The sequence below is a fragment of the Pseudomonas sp. c313 genome, assembly GCF_055407145.1.
Window position 1 is genome coordinate 430,029 of sequence record NZ_JBUZRD010000003.1, and the last position, 14,138, is coordinate 444,166.

The window sequence follows — 14,138 nt, forward strand, 5'->3', positions numbered from 1 at the left end:
TCACGTTTTTTTGACTCTGCGTGCTCTAGCTTCCCCACTCCTTTTTGTGCAGTTGCCTACTCTATGTCGCCTTTCAAAGGTCAAACCGGTCTAAAACGTATCCTTAACGCCAGCGGTTACTCGTTCGATGGCCTGCGTGCGGCGTTCACCGGCGAGGCGGCATTTCGTCAGTTGGTACTGCTCAACGTTATCCTGATTCCGTTGAGTTTCTTCCTGAATGTCAGTCGTGTAGAGCGGGCTCTGTTAATTGCGGTCTGCCTGTTGGCGCTGATCGTCGAATTGCTCAACTCGGCAGTAGAGGCGGCGATTGACCGGATTTCCCTGGATCGCCACCCCTTGTCGAAGAACGCCAAGGACATGGGCAGCGCGGCGCAGTTCGTGGCGTTGACCATGATCACGGCGGTGTGGGCCGTGATTCTGATCTGACAAAAGTCAGGCAATACTCGGCAGCACGATCTCGTCGCTGCGCTGAATCCCGGCGGTGAAGGCGCGGCACAGTTCCAGAAACTCACGCATTGCTGAGGTCTGGTACTTCTGCTTGTGCCAGATGAAGTAGAACTGCCGCGCCAGGTCCAGGTCCGGGGTTTCCACCGGTACCAGGCTTCCGCGGCGAAATGCATCGCGCAGCGCCAGCCGGGAAATGCAGCCAATCCCAAGTCCCGACTCCACCGCGCGCTTTATGGCCTCGGTGTGTTCCAGTTCCAGGCGAATATTCAAGGCGCTGCGGTGATGACGCATGGCCTGGTCGAAGGTCAGGCGGGTGCCGGAGCCTTGTTCGCGCAGGATCCAGGCCTCCTGAGTCAACTCTTTCATGCTCGCCTGGCCGCGCAGGGCCAAGTGATGCTGTGGGGCGCAGAACACCACTAGTTCGTCTTCGACCCAGGTTTGCACCTCGATGTCCGGGTGGCTGCAGTCGCCTTCGATTAGACCCAGATCAATTTCGTAATGCGCAACCTGATGCACGATATGTGCAGTGTTCTGTACATGCAGCTTCACCTGACTCTCGGGGTGCTGCTGCATGAAGCTACCGATCAGCAGCGTGGCGAGATAATTGCCGATGGTCAGCGTGGCGCCGACAGCCAGGGAGCCAACGCCGGACTTGCCGTTGAGCAGGTCTTCGATCTCTTTGGCCTGGTCCAGAAGGGCCACAGCCTGAGGCAGAAGCTGGTGTCCGAGGGCATTGAGGCTCAGGCGTTTGCCGGCGCGATCGAACAATTGGCAGCTGGATTGACGTTCCAGCTCGGTGATTGAGGTGCTGGCGGCGGATTGGGATAAGGCCAGAAGGCCAGCAGCGCGCGAGACGCTTTCCTGCTGGGCGACGGCGACGAAGACTTGCAGTTGACGTAGAGTAAATCGCATATCTATATAACCGATAACCCTTATCTTAATAATCCAGTTAACAGATATTGTCACCGCCATTAGAATGCTGTGCAATTGCGCATCCATTGGTGCAGACAAATTTCCAGGAGTCCCCCGTACATGAGCAACATGAACCACGAGCGTGTCCTCAGTGTTCATCACTGGAACGACACTCTGTTCAGCTTCAAGTGCACCCGTGATCCGGGCCTGCGCTTCGAGAACGGTCAGTTCGTGATGATCGGCCTGCAACAACCCAACGGCCGCCCGCTCATGCGCGCTTACTCCATTGCCAGCCCGAACTGGGAAGAGCATCTGGAGTTCTTCAGCATCAAGGTCCCGGATGGCCCGCTGACTTCCCAATTGCAGCATCTGAAGGAAGGCGACGAGATCATCGTCAGCAAAAAACCGACTGGCACCCTGGTGCTGGACGATTTGAAACCGGGCAAACATTTGTACCTGCTCAGCACTGGTACCGGCCTGGCACCGTTCATGAGCGTGATCCAGGACCCGGAAACCTACGAGCGCTTTGAAAAAGTGATCCTGTGCCACGGCGTGCGTTACGTCAACGAAGTCGCTTACCGCGAATTCATCACCGAGCACCTGCCGCAGAACGAATTCTTCGGCGAGGCCCTGCGTGACAAGTTGATCTACTACCCAACCGTGACTCGCGAGCCGTTCGAAAACGAAGGCCGCCTGACCGACCTGATGCGCAGCGGCAAGCTGTTCAGCGACATCGGCCTGCCTCCGATCAACCCTCAGGACGACCGCGCCATGCTGTGCGGTAGCCCGAGCATGCTTGATGAGACCAGCGAAGTATTGAACAGCTTCGGCCTGAAAGTTTCGCCACGGATGCGTGATCCGGGTGACTACTTGATCGAGCGTGCATTCGTCGAGAAGTGACTTCGGGTCACTTGTAGGCGCGAGAGTCGTACATGAAAAAGCCCGCGTTGCCTTCCCTGGCAGCGCGGGCTTTTTCGTTTCTGGGGTTTACTCGGCCGCGACCACTTCCAACACACAAATTATCCCAACCTCTGGGTAGTGCCAACGCACATCCACATCCCATAACTGCGCGCCATACTCGCGCTCTGGCGTGGGAACCTGGTACGCCGGCCGTGGGTCTTGCGCCAGACACTGTTCAATCAACGCCACCAATGGCTCGTCAAGGCGCTGAGCATGGTCGTGTGCCTGTTGCAGGGCAGACTTCAGCCATTGCACGGGAATCAGCTGCGGCGCAGCGCTGGCGATGCTATTGGTCGCTGTATCGATGATGTCGGCGTAAGGCACATAAGGTTTGATGTCGAGAACCGGCGTACCGTCCAGCAGGTCGATGCCGGATATCCACAGGCGATTGGCTTCCACCTTGTCCAGTTTGACCACCGATTGCCCAATACCGTTGGGCCGATGGGTAGCGCGGGTAGCAAATACCCCCATGGACTTGTTGCCGCCCAGGCGCGGTGGGCGGACTTTCAGCCGGGGTTTGTCTTCCAGCGCCTGGTGAAACAGGAACAGCAACCACACATGACTGACCTGCTCCAGGCCTTGTACCGCGTCCCCCTGATCGAACGGCGCCACCAGTTCCAGAACGCCACGGGCGGCGGGTGCCAGTTGCGGTTGGCGGGGAATGGCGAACTTCTCCTTAAAGCAGGAGCGGACGAAGCCGATGGGTGAAACACTGTAGGTCATGGTCTGGGGTCGAAGCGGGGTAAGGCGGGCATGATAACCCGAGCCGCCGACTTCAGAGACTGAACCCGCCATCCAGCGGAATAATATTGCCGGTCATATAGGCACCGGCCGTGCTCGCCAGACTGATCGCCAGCGCCGCCATCTCCTCCTCACGGCCCCAGCGTTTCATTGGGATCAGCGCCGTGTCTTCAGCCAGGGCCTGCTCATCGTTGCCGATATGCTGAGTCATCTTGCTCGGAAAACGCCCTGGGGCGATCACATTGACGTTGATGTGCTGGCTCACCAACTCCCGCGCCAGAATCCGCGACAGCTGGTGTAGGGCCGCCTTGCTTGGCCCATAGGCATATGCTTGCTCGCCAAACGAGGAAATCCCGGCGACCGAGCCGATATTGATGATCCGCGCCGGGTTGGCCGCTGACCCCGCCTTGCGCAGCAGTGGCAGCAATTGCTGGATGCAGTTGAACACCGAAGTCACGTTCAATTGCATGACCTTTTCCCAGCCCTTTATCGGGTAGCTTTCCAGCGGTGCGCCCCAGGTGGTGCCGGCGTTATTGACCAGAATGTCCAACTGGCCGACTCGCTCGCCCAGGTGCGCTGCCAATCGCTCGACACCTTCTTCATGGGCCAGATTGGCGGCCAAACCATGGCACTCACCAAAAGCACTCAACTCGATTGCGGTTTGCTCGCAGGCCTCGGCGTCACGGGCGCAGACGTAGACAATGGCGCCGGCCTCGACAAAGGCCTTGGCGATCATCTTGCCGATACCACGGGTGCCGCCGGTCACCAGGGCGGTGCGGCCTTGCAGAGAGAAGTAAGGGTGCATGGGCGATCCTGAACGAAAGGGGGAGAGGACTCACCCTAGTCGCCAGCCGCCGGAAGCGGAGCCACTATTTTTCAACGGAATGAAGGGTCATGCCTGCCTGCGGGGCCCGAAGGCCGCCGCAAGCCAATCAATCAGGTGCGAACGCGCAGCGTCAGGCCCTTGAGGAAGTTGCGCAGCAACTGATCGCCACAGGTGCGGTAGTTGGTGTGGCCGAACTTGCGAAACAGCGCGCTCAGCTCAGGCTTGGACACCGGGAACTCGGAGGCCTTGAGGATCGCGTGCATGTCGTCTTCCTTCAGTTCGAAGGCCACACGCAGTTTCTTCAGGATGATGTTGTTGGTTATCGGCAGGTCGATCGGCTGCGGTGGACGGCTTTCATCCTTGCCACGCTTGAAGATCACCAGGCCATCGAGGAAATGGGCCATGACTTCGTCCGGGCAAAACACGAAGCCTTCTTCCTCGTCCTTTTTGAGGTAGGTGAGCAGGTCTTCCTTGGTAACGTCCATGCCGCCGAGTTTGATGATCTCGACAACTTTGTTGTCGTTGATGTCGAGCATGTAGCGCACGCTGCGCAGTACGTCGTTGTGAATCATGTGGGCAATCCTGGTCATTCAACTGTGAGCACCGCCCAAGGAAGGCGGTGTCGAGAGGTTCGGAGGCAAAAAAGAGAGGGGTTAAAACTTCTCTTTGCCGGACAGATAGCGCCATTGGCCCACCGGCACCTTGCCGATGGAGACTCCGCCAATGCGGATGCGTCGAATGGCGACGACCTTCAAGCCAACGGCTTCGCAGAACAAGGCAATCACACCCGGTTGCGGATTTTTCAACGCAAAGCGCAGGCGGTTCTCGTTCTGCCAACTGGCTTTCACCGCTGGCAACTCCTTGCCTTTGTAAGTCATGCCATGGTTTAGGCGGTTCAGGCCATGGGCAACCATGTCGCCGGACACTTCCACCACGTATTCCTGTTCGATCTTGTTGGCATCGGCCGTCAGTTTGCGCAGGATTTTCCAGTCCTGGGTAAACACCAACAGGCCGCTGGCATTGGCTTGCAGGTCGGAGCTGGCGCTCAGGCGCAGGAAGTGCCCCTTGAGCGGCCGTTTGCCGTAGCGGTGTTCCTCGGACAGGGTCTCGGCGCTGATGGTCTGCATCGCGCTTTCGGCATCCTCGCCAGTCGGCGCATGCAGCAGGATCGTCACCGGTTCAGGGGCCGTGGCCTTGGCTTCTGGATCAAGCTCGATCTTTTGCGTCGTGACTTTGAACTGCGGCTCGTCGATCACTTCGCCATCCACCGAGACCCAGCCGCCTTCGATAAACAGCTCAGCCTCCCGACGGGAGCAGCCGACCAGTTCGATGAGGCGTTTGGAGAGGCGTGTGGGGTCAGTCATGACAAGGGCCGTAGCAAAAGGGGGCGGCTATTGTACCTGTGTGGCGCCGGTTAATCCCGGCTCCATTTCATTTAGCCTCGGCGGGCCTGTTGCTGCTCCTGGCGCAAACGCATGTGCAGCAACGGATAAGGTTGCCCCATACCGTCATGCTCCGTACGTCCGATCACTTCGAAACCCTGTTTGAAGTAGAAACCAAGGGCTTGCGGGTTCTGTTCGTTGACGTCCAGTTCCTCGGCATTCATTGACTCAATGGCATAGCGCAGCAACTGTCGGCCCAGGCCTTGCCCGCGGTGTTGCGGATCAATAAACAGCATCTCGACCTTGCCCGCCGCCACTCCGGCGAAACCGGTGATGCGCTGGCGCGAGTCCGTGGTGCAGATCAGCATCACGGCATCCAGATAGCGGGTCATCACCAGGGTTTTCAGCAGTTCAATGTAACTATCCGGCAGAAAATCATGGGTAGCGCGCACCGATGCCTCCCAGATGCGGGTCAACTCCTGATAATCGCTGGATTTAGGTGTATGGATAACCGAATGCTGACGCATGCCCGCAGCCCCTTGCCGATGATTGGCACTGATGGCAATACGATAGACCTAAAAAAGCCCCGCATCTCGTCAAAGAGCAGGGCGTTTTCAATGTTTCACACTTTGTTTACAAAATTAGGCGCGTTTTTCAGCCCACAAGTCGTACTCGTCGGCATCGGTGACCGTGCACCAGACCTTGTCACCGGGCTTGAGGCCGCTGGCATCATTGATAAATACGTTGCCGTCGATTTCCGGGGCATCGAAGAAGCAGCGGCCGACTGCGCCTTGTTCGTCGACTTCGTCGATCAGCACTTCGATTTCCTTGCCAATGCGCAGTTGCAGGCGCGCCGAGCTGATGGCCTGTTGATGGGCCATGAAACGCTCCCAACGGTCTTGCTTGACCTCATCCGGAACAATCGCCGCGTCCAGCAGGTTGGCCGGGGCGCCTTCCACCGGCGAGTACTGGAAGCAGCCAACGCGGTCCAGTTGGGCTTCGGTCAGCCAGTTCAACAGGTACTGGAAGTCTTCTTCGGTCTCGCCGGGGAAACCGACGATGAAGGTGGAGCGAATGATCAGTTCCGGGCAGATCACGCGCCAGTTCTTGATCCGCGCCAGGGTCTTGTCTTCGAAGGCCGGGCGCTTCATGGCCTTGAGGATTTTCGGGCTGGCGTGCTGGAACGGGATGTCCAGGTACGGCAGGATCTTGCCGGCGGCCATCAGCGGGATCAGTTCGTCAACGTGTGGGTACGGGTAGACGTAATGCAGGCGCACCCACACGCCGAGGCTGCTCAAGGCTTCACACAGTTCGGTCATGCGGGTTTTCACCGGCGCGCCGTTCCAGAAACCGGTGCGATACTTGACGTCGACGCCGTAGGCGCTAGTGTCCTGGGAAATCACCAGCAACTCTTTGACGCCGGATTTGACCAGGCGCTGGGCCTCGTCCAACACGTCGCCCACTGGGCGGCTGACCAGTTTGCCGCGCATCGACGGGATGATGCAGAAGCTGCAACTGTGGTTGCAGCCTTCGGAAATCTTCAGGTACGCGTAGTGGCGCGGGGTCAGCTTGATGCCTTGAGGCGGTACCAGGTCGATCAACGGGTTGTGATCCTGGCGCGGCGGCACTACTTGGTGCACGGCGTTGACCACTTGCTCGTACTGCTGCGGGCCGGTCACGGCCAACACGCTGGGGTGTATGTTGCGAATGTTGCCTTCTTCCACGCCCATGCAGCCGGTGACGATGACCTTGCCGTTTTCCTTGATGGCTTCACCGATCACTTCCAAAGACTCAGCCTTGGCCGAGTCGATAAAGCCGCAGGTGTTGACCACCACCACGTCGGCGTCCTGGTAGGTGGACACGATGTCGTAACCCTCCATGCGCAGTTGCGTGAGAATGCGCTCGGAGTCGACCAGGGCCTTTGGGCAACCCAGGGATACAAAGCCAACCTTGGGGTTGGCCTTTGCGATGGTGGTGGACATGTCTAACCTCGGTATTGAATGACGCTGCCAGTCGTGCACGACAAGGCGGCGGACGGGCGCTTGATGCGCCTCTGATCAAAAAGTGCGCAATTCTAGCGACGGGCAACGCACTTGACCAGCTTTATGCAGGGAAATGCGACGAGTGCTGCGCTATGCTTCGCGCCGTTGCACTTGGATGAATCCGGGTGGTCAACAAATCGTCTGTAACTAGAAGTAAAACAGCGCATGCTGTGGACAGCTTAGGTGCCCGTATACAGGCGCGCTGTTTATAAAAGGCCTTAGGTCAAGGGCAGGAGTGATTGATGGGTCAGGCAAGTAGTCAGGCAGCAGGTGCCGAGCAATCCAATGCAAAGCCGATCGGCATGCTGGTGGCGGCAGTCGGGGTGGTCTACGGAGATATCGGCACCAGCCCGCTCTACACCCTTAAAGAGGTGTTTTCCGGGGCGTACGGGGTTCAGGTTAATCATGACGGGGTCTTCGGGATTCTGGCGCTGATTTTCTGGTCGCTGATCTGGGTCGTTTCGATCAAGTACGTATTGTTTATCCTGCGGGCCGACAACCAGGGCGAGGGCGGTATCATGGCCCTGACGGCGCTGGCCCGGCGGGCAGCGGCACCTTATCCGCGATTGCGTTCGGTGCTGGTGATTCTCGGCCTGATTGGTGCTGCGTTGTTTTACGGCGACAGCATGATCACCCCGGCAATCTCGGTGCTGTCAGCGGTAGAAGGCCTGGAGCTGGCCTTTGACGGTATTGAGCGTTGGGTGGTGCCATTGTCGCTGGTGGTGCTGGTCGGGCTGTTCCTGATCCAGAAACATGGCACCGACCGCATCGGCAAGCTGTTTGGGCCGGTGATGGTGCTGTGGTTTCTGGTGCTGGCCGGCTTGGGCATTCATGGGATTGTCCAACACCCCGAGGTGCTCAATGCGCTGAACCCTGTCTGGGGGGTGCGTTTCTTTATCGTCCATCCGGGCATGGGTGTGGCGATCCTCGGTGCTGTGGTGCTGGCGCTGACCGGCGCTGAAGCCTTGTACGCCGACATGGGCCACTTCGGTCGCAAGCCGATTGCCCGGGCCTGGTTCGCGCTGGTGTTGCCGGCATTGGTGCTCAACTATTTTGGCCAGGGCGCGTTGTTACTGGAAAACCCTGAAGCGGCACGCAACCCGTTCTACATGCTGGCGCCGAGTTGGGCGCTGATTCCGCTGGTGGGCCTGTCGACACTGGCCACGGTGATCGCATCTCAGGCAGTGATTTCCGGTGCATTCTCCCTGACCCGTCAGGCGATTCAGTTGGGCTACATTCCGCGTATGCATATCCAGCACACGTCCAGCGCCGAACAGGGCCAGATCTATATTGGCGCGGTGAACTGGTCGCTGATGGTCGGGGTGATCCTGCTGGTGCTGGGCTTCGAGTCGTCTACCGCGTTGGCATCGGCGTACGGTGTGGCGGTGACCGGCACCATGTTGATCACTAGCATCCTGGTGTCGGCGGTGATGCTGCTGCTGTGGAAGTGGCCACCGGTCCTGGCAATCCCTGTATTGGTCGGTTTCCTGCTGGTAGACGGGCTGTTCTTTGCCGCCAACGTGCCGAAGGTCCTCCAGGGTGGTGCCTTCCCGGTTCTCGCGGGGATTGTGCTGTTTATCCTGATGACCACCTGGAAGCGCGGCAAAGAGTTGTTGGTGGATCGTCTGGATGAAGGCGGGCTACCGCTGCCGATTTTTATCAGCAGTATCCAGGTACAGCCTCCTCATCGAGTGCAGGGCACAGCGGTGTTCCTGACGGCTCGACCTGATGCCGTGCCTCACGCCTTGCTGCATAACCTGCTGCATAATCAGGTGCTGCATGAGCAGGTGGTGTTGTTGACGGTGGTCTACGAAGACATCCCGCGTGTGCCGGCCCAGCGCCGCTTTGAAGTCGACTCCTACGGCGAGGGCTTCTTCCGGGTGATCCTGCACTTTGGTTTCGTCGATGAGCCGGACGTGCCCGAGGCGCTGAAACTGTGCCATCTGGACGACCTGGATTTCAGCCCGATGCGCACCACCTACTTCCTCAGCCGTGAGACGGTCATCGCCTCCAAGCTCGAAGGCATGGCCCGTTGGCGCGAAGGGCTGTTCGCCTTCATGCTCAAGAACGCCAACGGCAACCTGCGCTTCTTCAAGCTACCGGTGAACCGAGTGATCGAGTTGGGTACCCAGGTAGAAATGTAAGCCCAACAAAAAGCCCCCGGTGCCTTGCGGCAGCGGGGGCTTTTTTGTGGGGCTGCGAGTACATTCCCGGTTTCGGGTTACTCGGTCTTGCCCTGGCGCTTCTCGATGATATCCACCAGGCGCTGGGCCAGAGCCGGGTAGTTTTCGTCGAAGTGATGGCCGCCCGGCAGTTTCATGGACTCGCCCACGGCGGTCTTGTCGGTGCAGCCGCTCTCGTCGACTTCTTCGGCGCCGTAGATGCACACCACCTTGGCTGCCGGCAGCTTGGCCATTTCCGGGCCGGTGGCTGCTTCTTTGCCGGCATTGCCCAACCAGCCTTCGACTTCGATTTCGAAGCTGCCGGTACGGGCGAAGGCCAGCAGGATGATTGCGTCGACCCGCTGCTGCTCGGCTTGCGGCAGGCGGTTGTAGATGGCCGGCAAGACGTCGGCGCCGAACGAGTAGCCGGTCAGCACGAAGCGCTTGGTGCCCCATTTCTGCCGGTAGTGTTGCATCAGTTCGCTGAGGTCTTTGGCGCTCTGTTCCGGGGTTTTGTGCTGCCAGTAGTAACGCAAGGTGTCGATGCCAACCACTGGGTAGCCGATCTTGGCCATTTCCCCGGCCACGTCGCGGTCCAGGTCGCGCCAGCCGCCATCGCCAGACAGGAACAGCGTGACGGTGTCCTTGGCCTGGCCGGCAGGTACTTCCACCACCGGGATCGCCAGGCCACCGTTGTCCGAACCGACCAATTGCTTGCGCAACTCGTTGTTCAACACTTGTGGGTAGTGAATATCGTAGTCGCTGATACTGGTGGTGGCACGTGGTGTATCGCGTACGAAGCTGGCGCTTTCATCGTCAGGGTTGTCGTTCCACGCCACCAGCCAGCTGCCGTGGGCGGCAGTCTTGGGTAGCGGGTCCTTGCAGCCTTCCTGGACCAGGGCGAAGCCGACGGAGATGGCATTGGCCTTGTCGTCGCTCTGCACGGCCAGCCAGCGCCAGGCCAGCGCTGCGCCAGGGCCGATGCCGCTGACGAGGGTCGCCGGGCCCTTGAGCTGGCTCAGGGCGGTTTGCAGGGCTTGTTCCTGCAGCTTGCAGTCGTCCTTGGGCAAGATCACCTGGACGATCTGTGCGGCGCCGCCCTGGCTGAGAGCGATCAGTTGATTGTCGGTAAGGGTTTCGTCGGCCATCACCGCGACGGCTACCCGTGCTTTCGGTGTGGTGCTCGGTGTTACGCGGGTCATGACCGAACCGTCGGCCTGGGGCAACTGCTCCAGAGTCGGCTGCGGGGCGGGGCGGTTCCAGAACCAATAGCCGCCACCCAGGACCAGGGCGAGCAGCACTACAAAGGCCAATACATACCGCCAGGAGCGTCGAATCATCAGCGTTTCACCAATCCAGTCAAGCCGCCCGCAATCAGGGCGGCGGTATCGGCCAGTGCCACCAGCGGATCAAGTCCTGCGGGCACGGCCATATAGCGGGGTTCCCAGTCGGGCTGGAACTTGTCTTTGAAGCGGCGTAAACCTTGGAAGTTATACAGTTGCTCGCCACGGCGGAACACCATCGAGCCCAGGCGTTGGGTCAGGGGCGCGCCACGACGTGGTTGCAGGCCCGACAACGGCACCATGCCGAGGCTGAAGCGGCCGTAGCCATGGTTCTTATAATGTTGAATCAGGCCGACCATCATGAACTCCATGGTCAGTTTCGGCGCGTCGGGGTGGGCGCGCATCAGGTCGAGGCTGGCCAGGTCATGGCTATACGTCTCAAGCAAGTTGGCAAAGGCCACCGGGTGCCCTTCGAAGCGAATGATCGCGATGCGAAAGTGCTTGAGATAATCGTTGCTGAATCGTCCCAGGGAAAAGCCTTTTTCCCGCACGTTCTTGCCGGTCAGCCAAGCGTCGGAGATGACTTTCAGTTCGTCCATCGGCGCCTGGCCCGGATCAAAGATCTCCAGGGACAGGCCGTCCCGGGTCCCACGGTTCCAGGTGTAGCGCAGGTCTTTCATCTCTTTGCCCTTGGCTTCCAGGTCAAAGCGTTTCAGGTCGACCCGGGCTTCTTCGCCCAGCTTGATCGCGGTCAGGCCGATGTCCATGTAGTAAGGCAGGTTCTCGGCGCGGACCTGATAGAACACCGGGCGCGCGTGGTGAATGTCACACAGGTCGCGGAACTGCCAGATCATCTCGGCCCTTGGCTGGGTGGGGCCGATCGGGTCATAGAGGGCCACCAGGCTGCGGCCGCGACGGGCGTACATCAGGAACGCCTCGTCATTGGGGTGAAACAGCAGCGCCTTGTCACCGGTCAGCGCCAGGCCACCGTCGGGTTGCGCCGAAGCCATCAGGATTTTGGTGGCGCGCTCCAGTTCGTCGGGTGTCGGCAGGTGGATCACCGGGCGTGCGGTGCGCAGCAGCCAGGTCAACGAAACAATCACCAGTACTACGGCGGCGCCCAGCAGCGAGCGCAGGCCACGCGGGGCGTTGGCGTCGAGAGTGAACTGCCACCACAGCTGATGGCTGTAAGGTACGTCCTGATAAGCAAACAGCAACAGCCAGATTGAAGCACCGAGCACGCAGACGCTGGCCACCAGGTACAACGGCGAGAACGGTAGTTCGGTCAGGCGGCTGGCGCGATAGAAGGAGCGTCGAAAGATGGCCAGCAGCACGGCGGTCATGGTCATCAGACTGGCTTCTTCCCAATCGAAGCCCTTGAGCAGGGAGAGCAGGGCGCCCACCAGCAACAACACCATGGTCAACATCCAGGCCGCCGACAAACGTCGACGCAGGCCCTGGGCCAGCAACAGACAGAACACGCCGATCAGGCTGGCGCCGAAGTGCGAGGCGTCAATCAGGCGGTGGGGAATCAGGAAACCGATGTTTTCCAGTCGTGAGTCGATTTCCGGGGTGGCGCCGGAGAACAGCAGTACCACGCCGGACAAAAAAACCAGTACCGCCAAAACCGGTGCGGCCAGGCCCGAAGCGACCCGCAGGCTTTGTTGCGTCTGGAACAGGCGTTGGGCTTCATTGACCAGCAGGAATATGCAGGCGATCAACAGCGGCAGCACCACATAGATCATCCGGTACAGCAGCAGGGCGGCGGCCAATGGCGCTGCACCGAGCTTGTCGGCGAAGGCCGCCAGCAGAATCGCCTCAAAAACCCCGACGCCCCCCGGCACATGGCTAAGTACGCCGGCGGCGAGGGCCAGCAGGTAAACCAGCAGGAACGGACCAAAGGGTGGTGCTTCCGGCAGCAACAGATACAACACGGTGGCGGCAGCGGCGACATCCAGGGCGGTGATGATCAATTGCAGGAAAGTCAGGCGGCGGCCGGGCAGGCGCAGGGTGCGGCGTCCGACCTTGACCAGCAGGTTGTCTGGATAAGGTTGCTCCGCCAGCCGGCGGCGATAAATACCGATGCACAGTGCTACCGACAACAGCAGAACGGCGCCGGCAATACCGCCGAGCAGGCTGGCGGGTAGATGCAGCGCATTAGAGGCGGCGGGCAAGTTGCTCAGGGTGGCCAAGGCGGCCAGTGGGGGCAAGGCGCAACCCAGGGCCAGGCTGGCGAACACCGTCATACGGGCAACTTCTGAAGCGCCGATGCCGTGTCGCGCATACAGCCGGTAACGCACCGAACCACCCGACAACATCGACAGGCCAATGGCATTGCCGATGGCGAATGCGGTAAAGCCACCGTAGGCCAGCGTTTTAGCGGGCAGCTTCACACCGGCATAGCGGGCGCCGGAAAACTCGTAGCCCAACAGAATAATGAAGCCGGCGATAGCGGCGGCGAATGCACCCAGCAGGGAAGGCTTGGGCACTTCCAGGATTGAGTCATGCAGTGCGTACAGGTCCAGCTCAAGCAGCAGGTGGCGACAGGCAATCAAGGCAATCGTGAACAGCAACAGCGTGACAGCCAATCCGATGGGGTGGCGGTACTTGCTCAACAGATCCAGCCAGCGCAAGCGGGTGGGGGGGGTCGGTTGTGTCGCTGTAACAGTGTCTTGTGGTTCAGACGAGTTGGCGCGCATCAATCACCTCGTGGATTGTGCGCGACAGGATGGGGGTATCCAGCCAAGTTACCAATCCCTATGGACAAAATAATTACAAATATTAACGCGGTTCACCGGGTCCGGCGACAGCGCGCATTAGTCTTAGAGAGTAGTCAGCATAGCGTGCTATGGAATGGACTCCACAAACCGCATCCGGTTTCATGAAGGATGCCATGCCATTGTTTCAAAAGAACTTTTTCACCGGATACAAAAAAGGCCACTCTTTCGAGTAGCCTTTTTTGATGTTTGGTTGCGGGAGCCGGATTTGAACCGACGACCTTCGGGTTATGAGCCCGACGAGCTACCAGACTGCTCCATCCCGCGTCTGTGTGGCGGCATTCTACAGCGCAACGGCGAGGTGTCAACCGTTAATCGGCAGATGGGTCAAATAAGTGCGAGTTAGCCGGTAATTATCATCTACGAGCGGTAAGTGCTCGATGGGTAAGGTTTTTTTTGTAGGACGAGAAGGGAAGGGGCGGCTGCGAAGGTAAAGTAGACGCGCACAAAAAAGGCCACTCTTTCGAGTAGCCTTTTTCGATGTTTGGTTGCGGGAGCCGGATTTGAACCGACGACCTTCGGGTTATGAGCCCGACGAGCTACCAGACTGCTCCATCCCGCGTCTGTGTGTCGGCATTCTACAGCGATACGCAGGTGTGTCAATCG

Annotated in this window: 12 protein-coding genes and 2 tRNA genes; 3 read left to right on the forward strand and 11 right to left on the reverse strand. The window is 59.4% G+C overall.

Features of this window, described 5'->3' with window-relative positions:
* Positions 1-63 precede the first annotated feature (63 nt).
* Positions 64-426 carry a diacylglycerol kinase gene (locus tag ACZRKZ_RS11480; protein WP_149411901.1) on the forward strand — a complete coding sequence of 121 codons (363 nt, stop codon included), beginning with the start codon at positions 64-66 and terminating at the stop codon, positions 424-426.
* A gap of 6 nt (positions 427-432) precedes the next feature.
* Here ACZRKZ_RS11480 and ACZRKZ_RS11485 read toward each other — a convergent pair whose 3' ends face one another.
* Positions 433-1,359, reverse strand: coding sequence for a LysR family transcriptional regulator (locus ACZRKZ_RS11485; RefSeq protein ID WP_178114442.1), 927 nt, complete (start codon positions 1,357-1,359; stop codon positions 433-435).
* Positions 1,360-1,479: 120 nt separating this feature from the next.
* Here ACZRKZ_RS11485 and fpr point away from each other — a divergent pair, with 120 nt between their 5' ends.
* Entirely contained in the window at positions 1,480-2,259 is a 780-nt protein-coding gene (fpr, locus tag ACZRKZ_RS11490) for a ferredoxin-NADP reductase (protein WP_133099662.1), read from the forward strand.
* An 87-nt stretch (positions 2,260-2,346) separates the two neighbouring features.
* Here the strand turns inward: fpr and tsaA are convergent, their stop codons facing one another.
* From tsaA to rimO, 6 genes are all read right to left on the reverse strand, one after another.
* Positions 2,347-3,042, reverse strand: coding sequence for a tRNA (N6-threonylcarbamoyladenosine(37)-N6)-methyltransferase TrmO (gene tsaA, locus ACZRKZ_RS11495; protein WP_463981648.1), 696 nt, complete (start codon positions 3,040-3,042; stop codon positions 2,347-2,349).
* A gap of 52 nt (positions 3,043-3,094) precedes the next feature.
* Entirely contained in the window at positions 3,095-3,865 is a 771-nt protein-coding gene (locus ACZRKZ_RS11500) for an SDR family oxidoreductase (protein ID WP_463981649.1), read from the reverse strand.
* 131 nt (positions 3,866-3,996) lie between these two features.
* Positions 3,997-4,458 carry a YehS family protein gene (locus tag ACZRKZ_RS11505; protein ID WP_133099659.1) on the reverse strand — a complete coding sequence of 154 codons (462 nt, stop codon included), beginning with the start codon at positions 4,456-4,458 and terminating at the stop codon, positions 3,997-3,999.
* Between the two features lie 81 nt (positions 4,459-4,539).
* The gene (locus ACZRKZ_RS11510; RefSeq protein WP_463981650.1) at positions 4,540-5,250 is read right to left on the reverse strand and encodes an rRNA pseudouridine synthase; all 711 of its coding nucleotides are present in this window, start codon (positions 5,248-5,250) and stop codon (positions 4,540-4,542) included.
* A gap of 71 nt (positions 5,251-5,321) precedes the next feature.
* Entirely contained in the window at positions 5,322-5,795 is a 474-nt protein-coding gene (locus ACZRKZ_RS11515; RefSeq protein WP_133099657.1) for a GNAT family N-acetyltransferase, read from the reverse strand.
* 114 nt (positions 5,796-5,909) lie between these two features.
* Entirely contained in the window at positions 5,910-7,250 is a 1,341-nt protein-coding gene (gene rimO, locus ACZRKZ_RS11520; RefSeq protein ID WP_463966976.1) for a 30S ribosomal protein S12 methylthiotransferase RimO, read from the reverse strand.
* A gap of 302 nt (positions 7,251-7,552) precedes the next feature.
* On the opposite strand from rimO, the gene ACZRKZ_RS11525 reads away from it, so the two are divergent.
* Positions 7,553-9,454 (forward strand): potassium transporter Kup, encoded by a 1,902-nt coding sequence (locus ACZRKZ_RS11525; RefSeq protein ID WP_149411908.1) that lies wholly within the window; start codon positions 7,553-7,555, stop codon positions 9,452-9,454.
* Positions 9,455-9,531: 77 nt separating this feature from the next.
* Here the strand turns inward: ACZRKZ_RS11525 and ACZRKZ_RS11530 are convergent, their stop codons facing one another.
* From ACZRKZ_RS11530 to ACZRKZ_RS11545, 4 genes are all read right to left on the reverse strand, one after another.
* Positions 9,532-10,812: a virulence factor family protein gene (locus ACZRKZ_RS11530; RefSeq protein ID WP_463981651.1), complete on the reverse strand. Its 1,281-nt coding sequence runs from the start codon at positions 10,810-10,812 to the stop codon at positions 9,532-9,534.
* The gene (gene mprF, locus ACZRKZ_RS11535; protein WP_463981652.1) at positions 10,812-13,454 is read right to left on the reverse strand and encodes a bifunctional lysylphosphatidylglycerol flippase/synthetase MprF; all 2,643 of its coding nucleotides are present in this window, start codon (positions 13,452-13,454) and stop codon (positions 10,812-10,814) included. Before mprF ends, ACZRKZ_RS11530 begins: the two co-directional genes overlap by 1 nt.
* Before the next feature lie 268 nt (positions 13,455-13,722).
* Positions 13,723-13,799: transfer RNA gene (locus ACZRKZ_RS11540), tRNA-Met, on the reverse strand.
* A gap of 218 nt (positions 13,800-14,017) precedes the next feature.
* Positions 14,018-14,094: transfer RNA gene (locus tag ACZRKZ_RS11545), tRNA-Met, on the reverse strand.
* Positions 14,095-14,138: the final 44 nt, after the last annotated feature.

Excerpts from the sequence above, each read along its gene's own strand:
- ACZRKZ_RS11480 (WP_149411901.1), top strand. The coding sequence starts at position 64 with ATGTCGCCTTTCAAAGGTCAAACCGGTCTAAAACGTATCCTTAACGCC.
- tsaA (WP_463981648.1), bottom strand. The coding sequence starts at position 3,042 with ATGACCTACAGTGTTTCACCCATCGGCTTCGTCCGCTCCTGCTTTAAG.
- rimO (WP_463966976.1), bottom strand. The coding sequence starts at position 7,250 with ATGTCCACCACCATCGCAAAGGCCAACCCCAAGGTTGGCTTTGTATCC.
- ACZRKZ_RS11525 (WP_149411908.1), top strand. The coding sequence starts at position 7,553 with ATGGGTCAGGCAAGTAGTCAGGCAGCAGGTGCCGAGCAATCCAATGCA.
- ACZRKZ_RS11485 (WP_178114442.1), bottom strand. The coding sequence starts at position 1,359 with ATGCGATTTACTCTACGTCAACTGCAAGTCTTCGTCGCCGTCGCCCAG.
- ACZRKZ_RS11515 (WP_133099657.1), bottom strand. The coding sequence starts at position 5,795 with ATGCGTCAGCATTCGGTTATCCATACACCTAAATCCAGCGATTATCAG.
- ACZRKZ_RS11500 (WP_463981649.1), bottom strand. The coding sequence starts at position 3,865 with ATGCACCCTTACTTCTCTCTGCAAGGCCGCACCGCCCTGGTGACCGGC.
- ACZRKZ_RS11510 (WP_463981650.1), bottom strand. The coding sequence starts at position 5,250 with ATGACTGACCCCACACGCCTCTCCAAACGCCTCATCGAACTGGTCGGC.
- ACZRKZ_RS11530 (WP_463981651.1), bottom strand. The coding sequence starts at position 10,812 with ATGATTCGACGCTCCTGGCGGTATGTATTGGCCTTTGTAGTGCTGCTC.
- ACZRKZ_RS11505 (WP_133099659.1), bottom strand. The coding sequence starts at position 4,458 with ATGATTCACAACGACGTACTGCGCAGCGTGCGCTACATGCTCGACATC.
- fpr (WP_133099662.1), top strand. The coding sequence starts at position 1,480 with ATGAGCAACATGAACCACGAGCGTGTCCTCAGTGTTCATCACTGGAAC.
- mprF (WP_463981652.1), bottom strand. The coding sequence starts at position 13,454 with ATGCGCGCCAACTCGTCTGAACCACAAGACACTGTTACAGCGACACAA.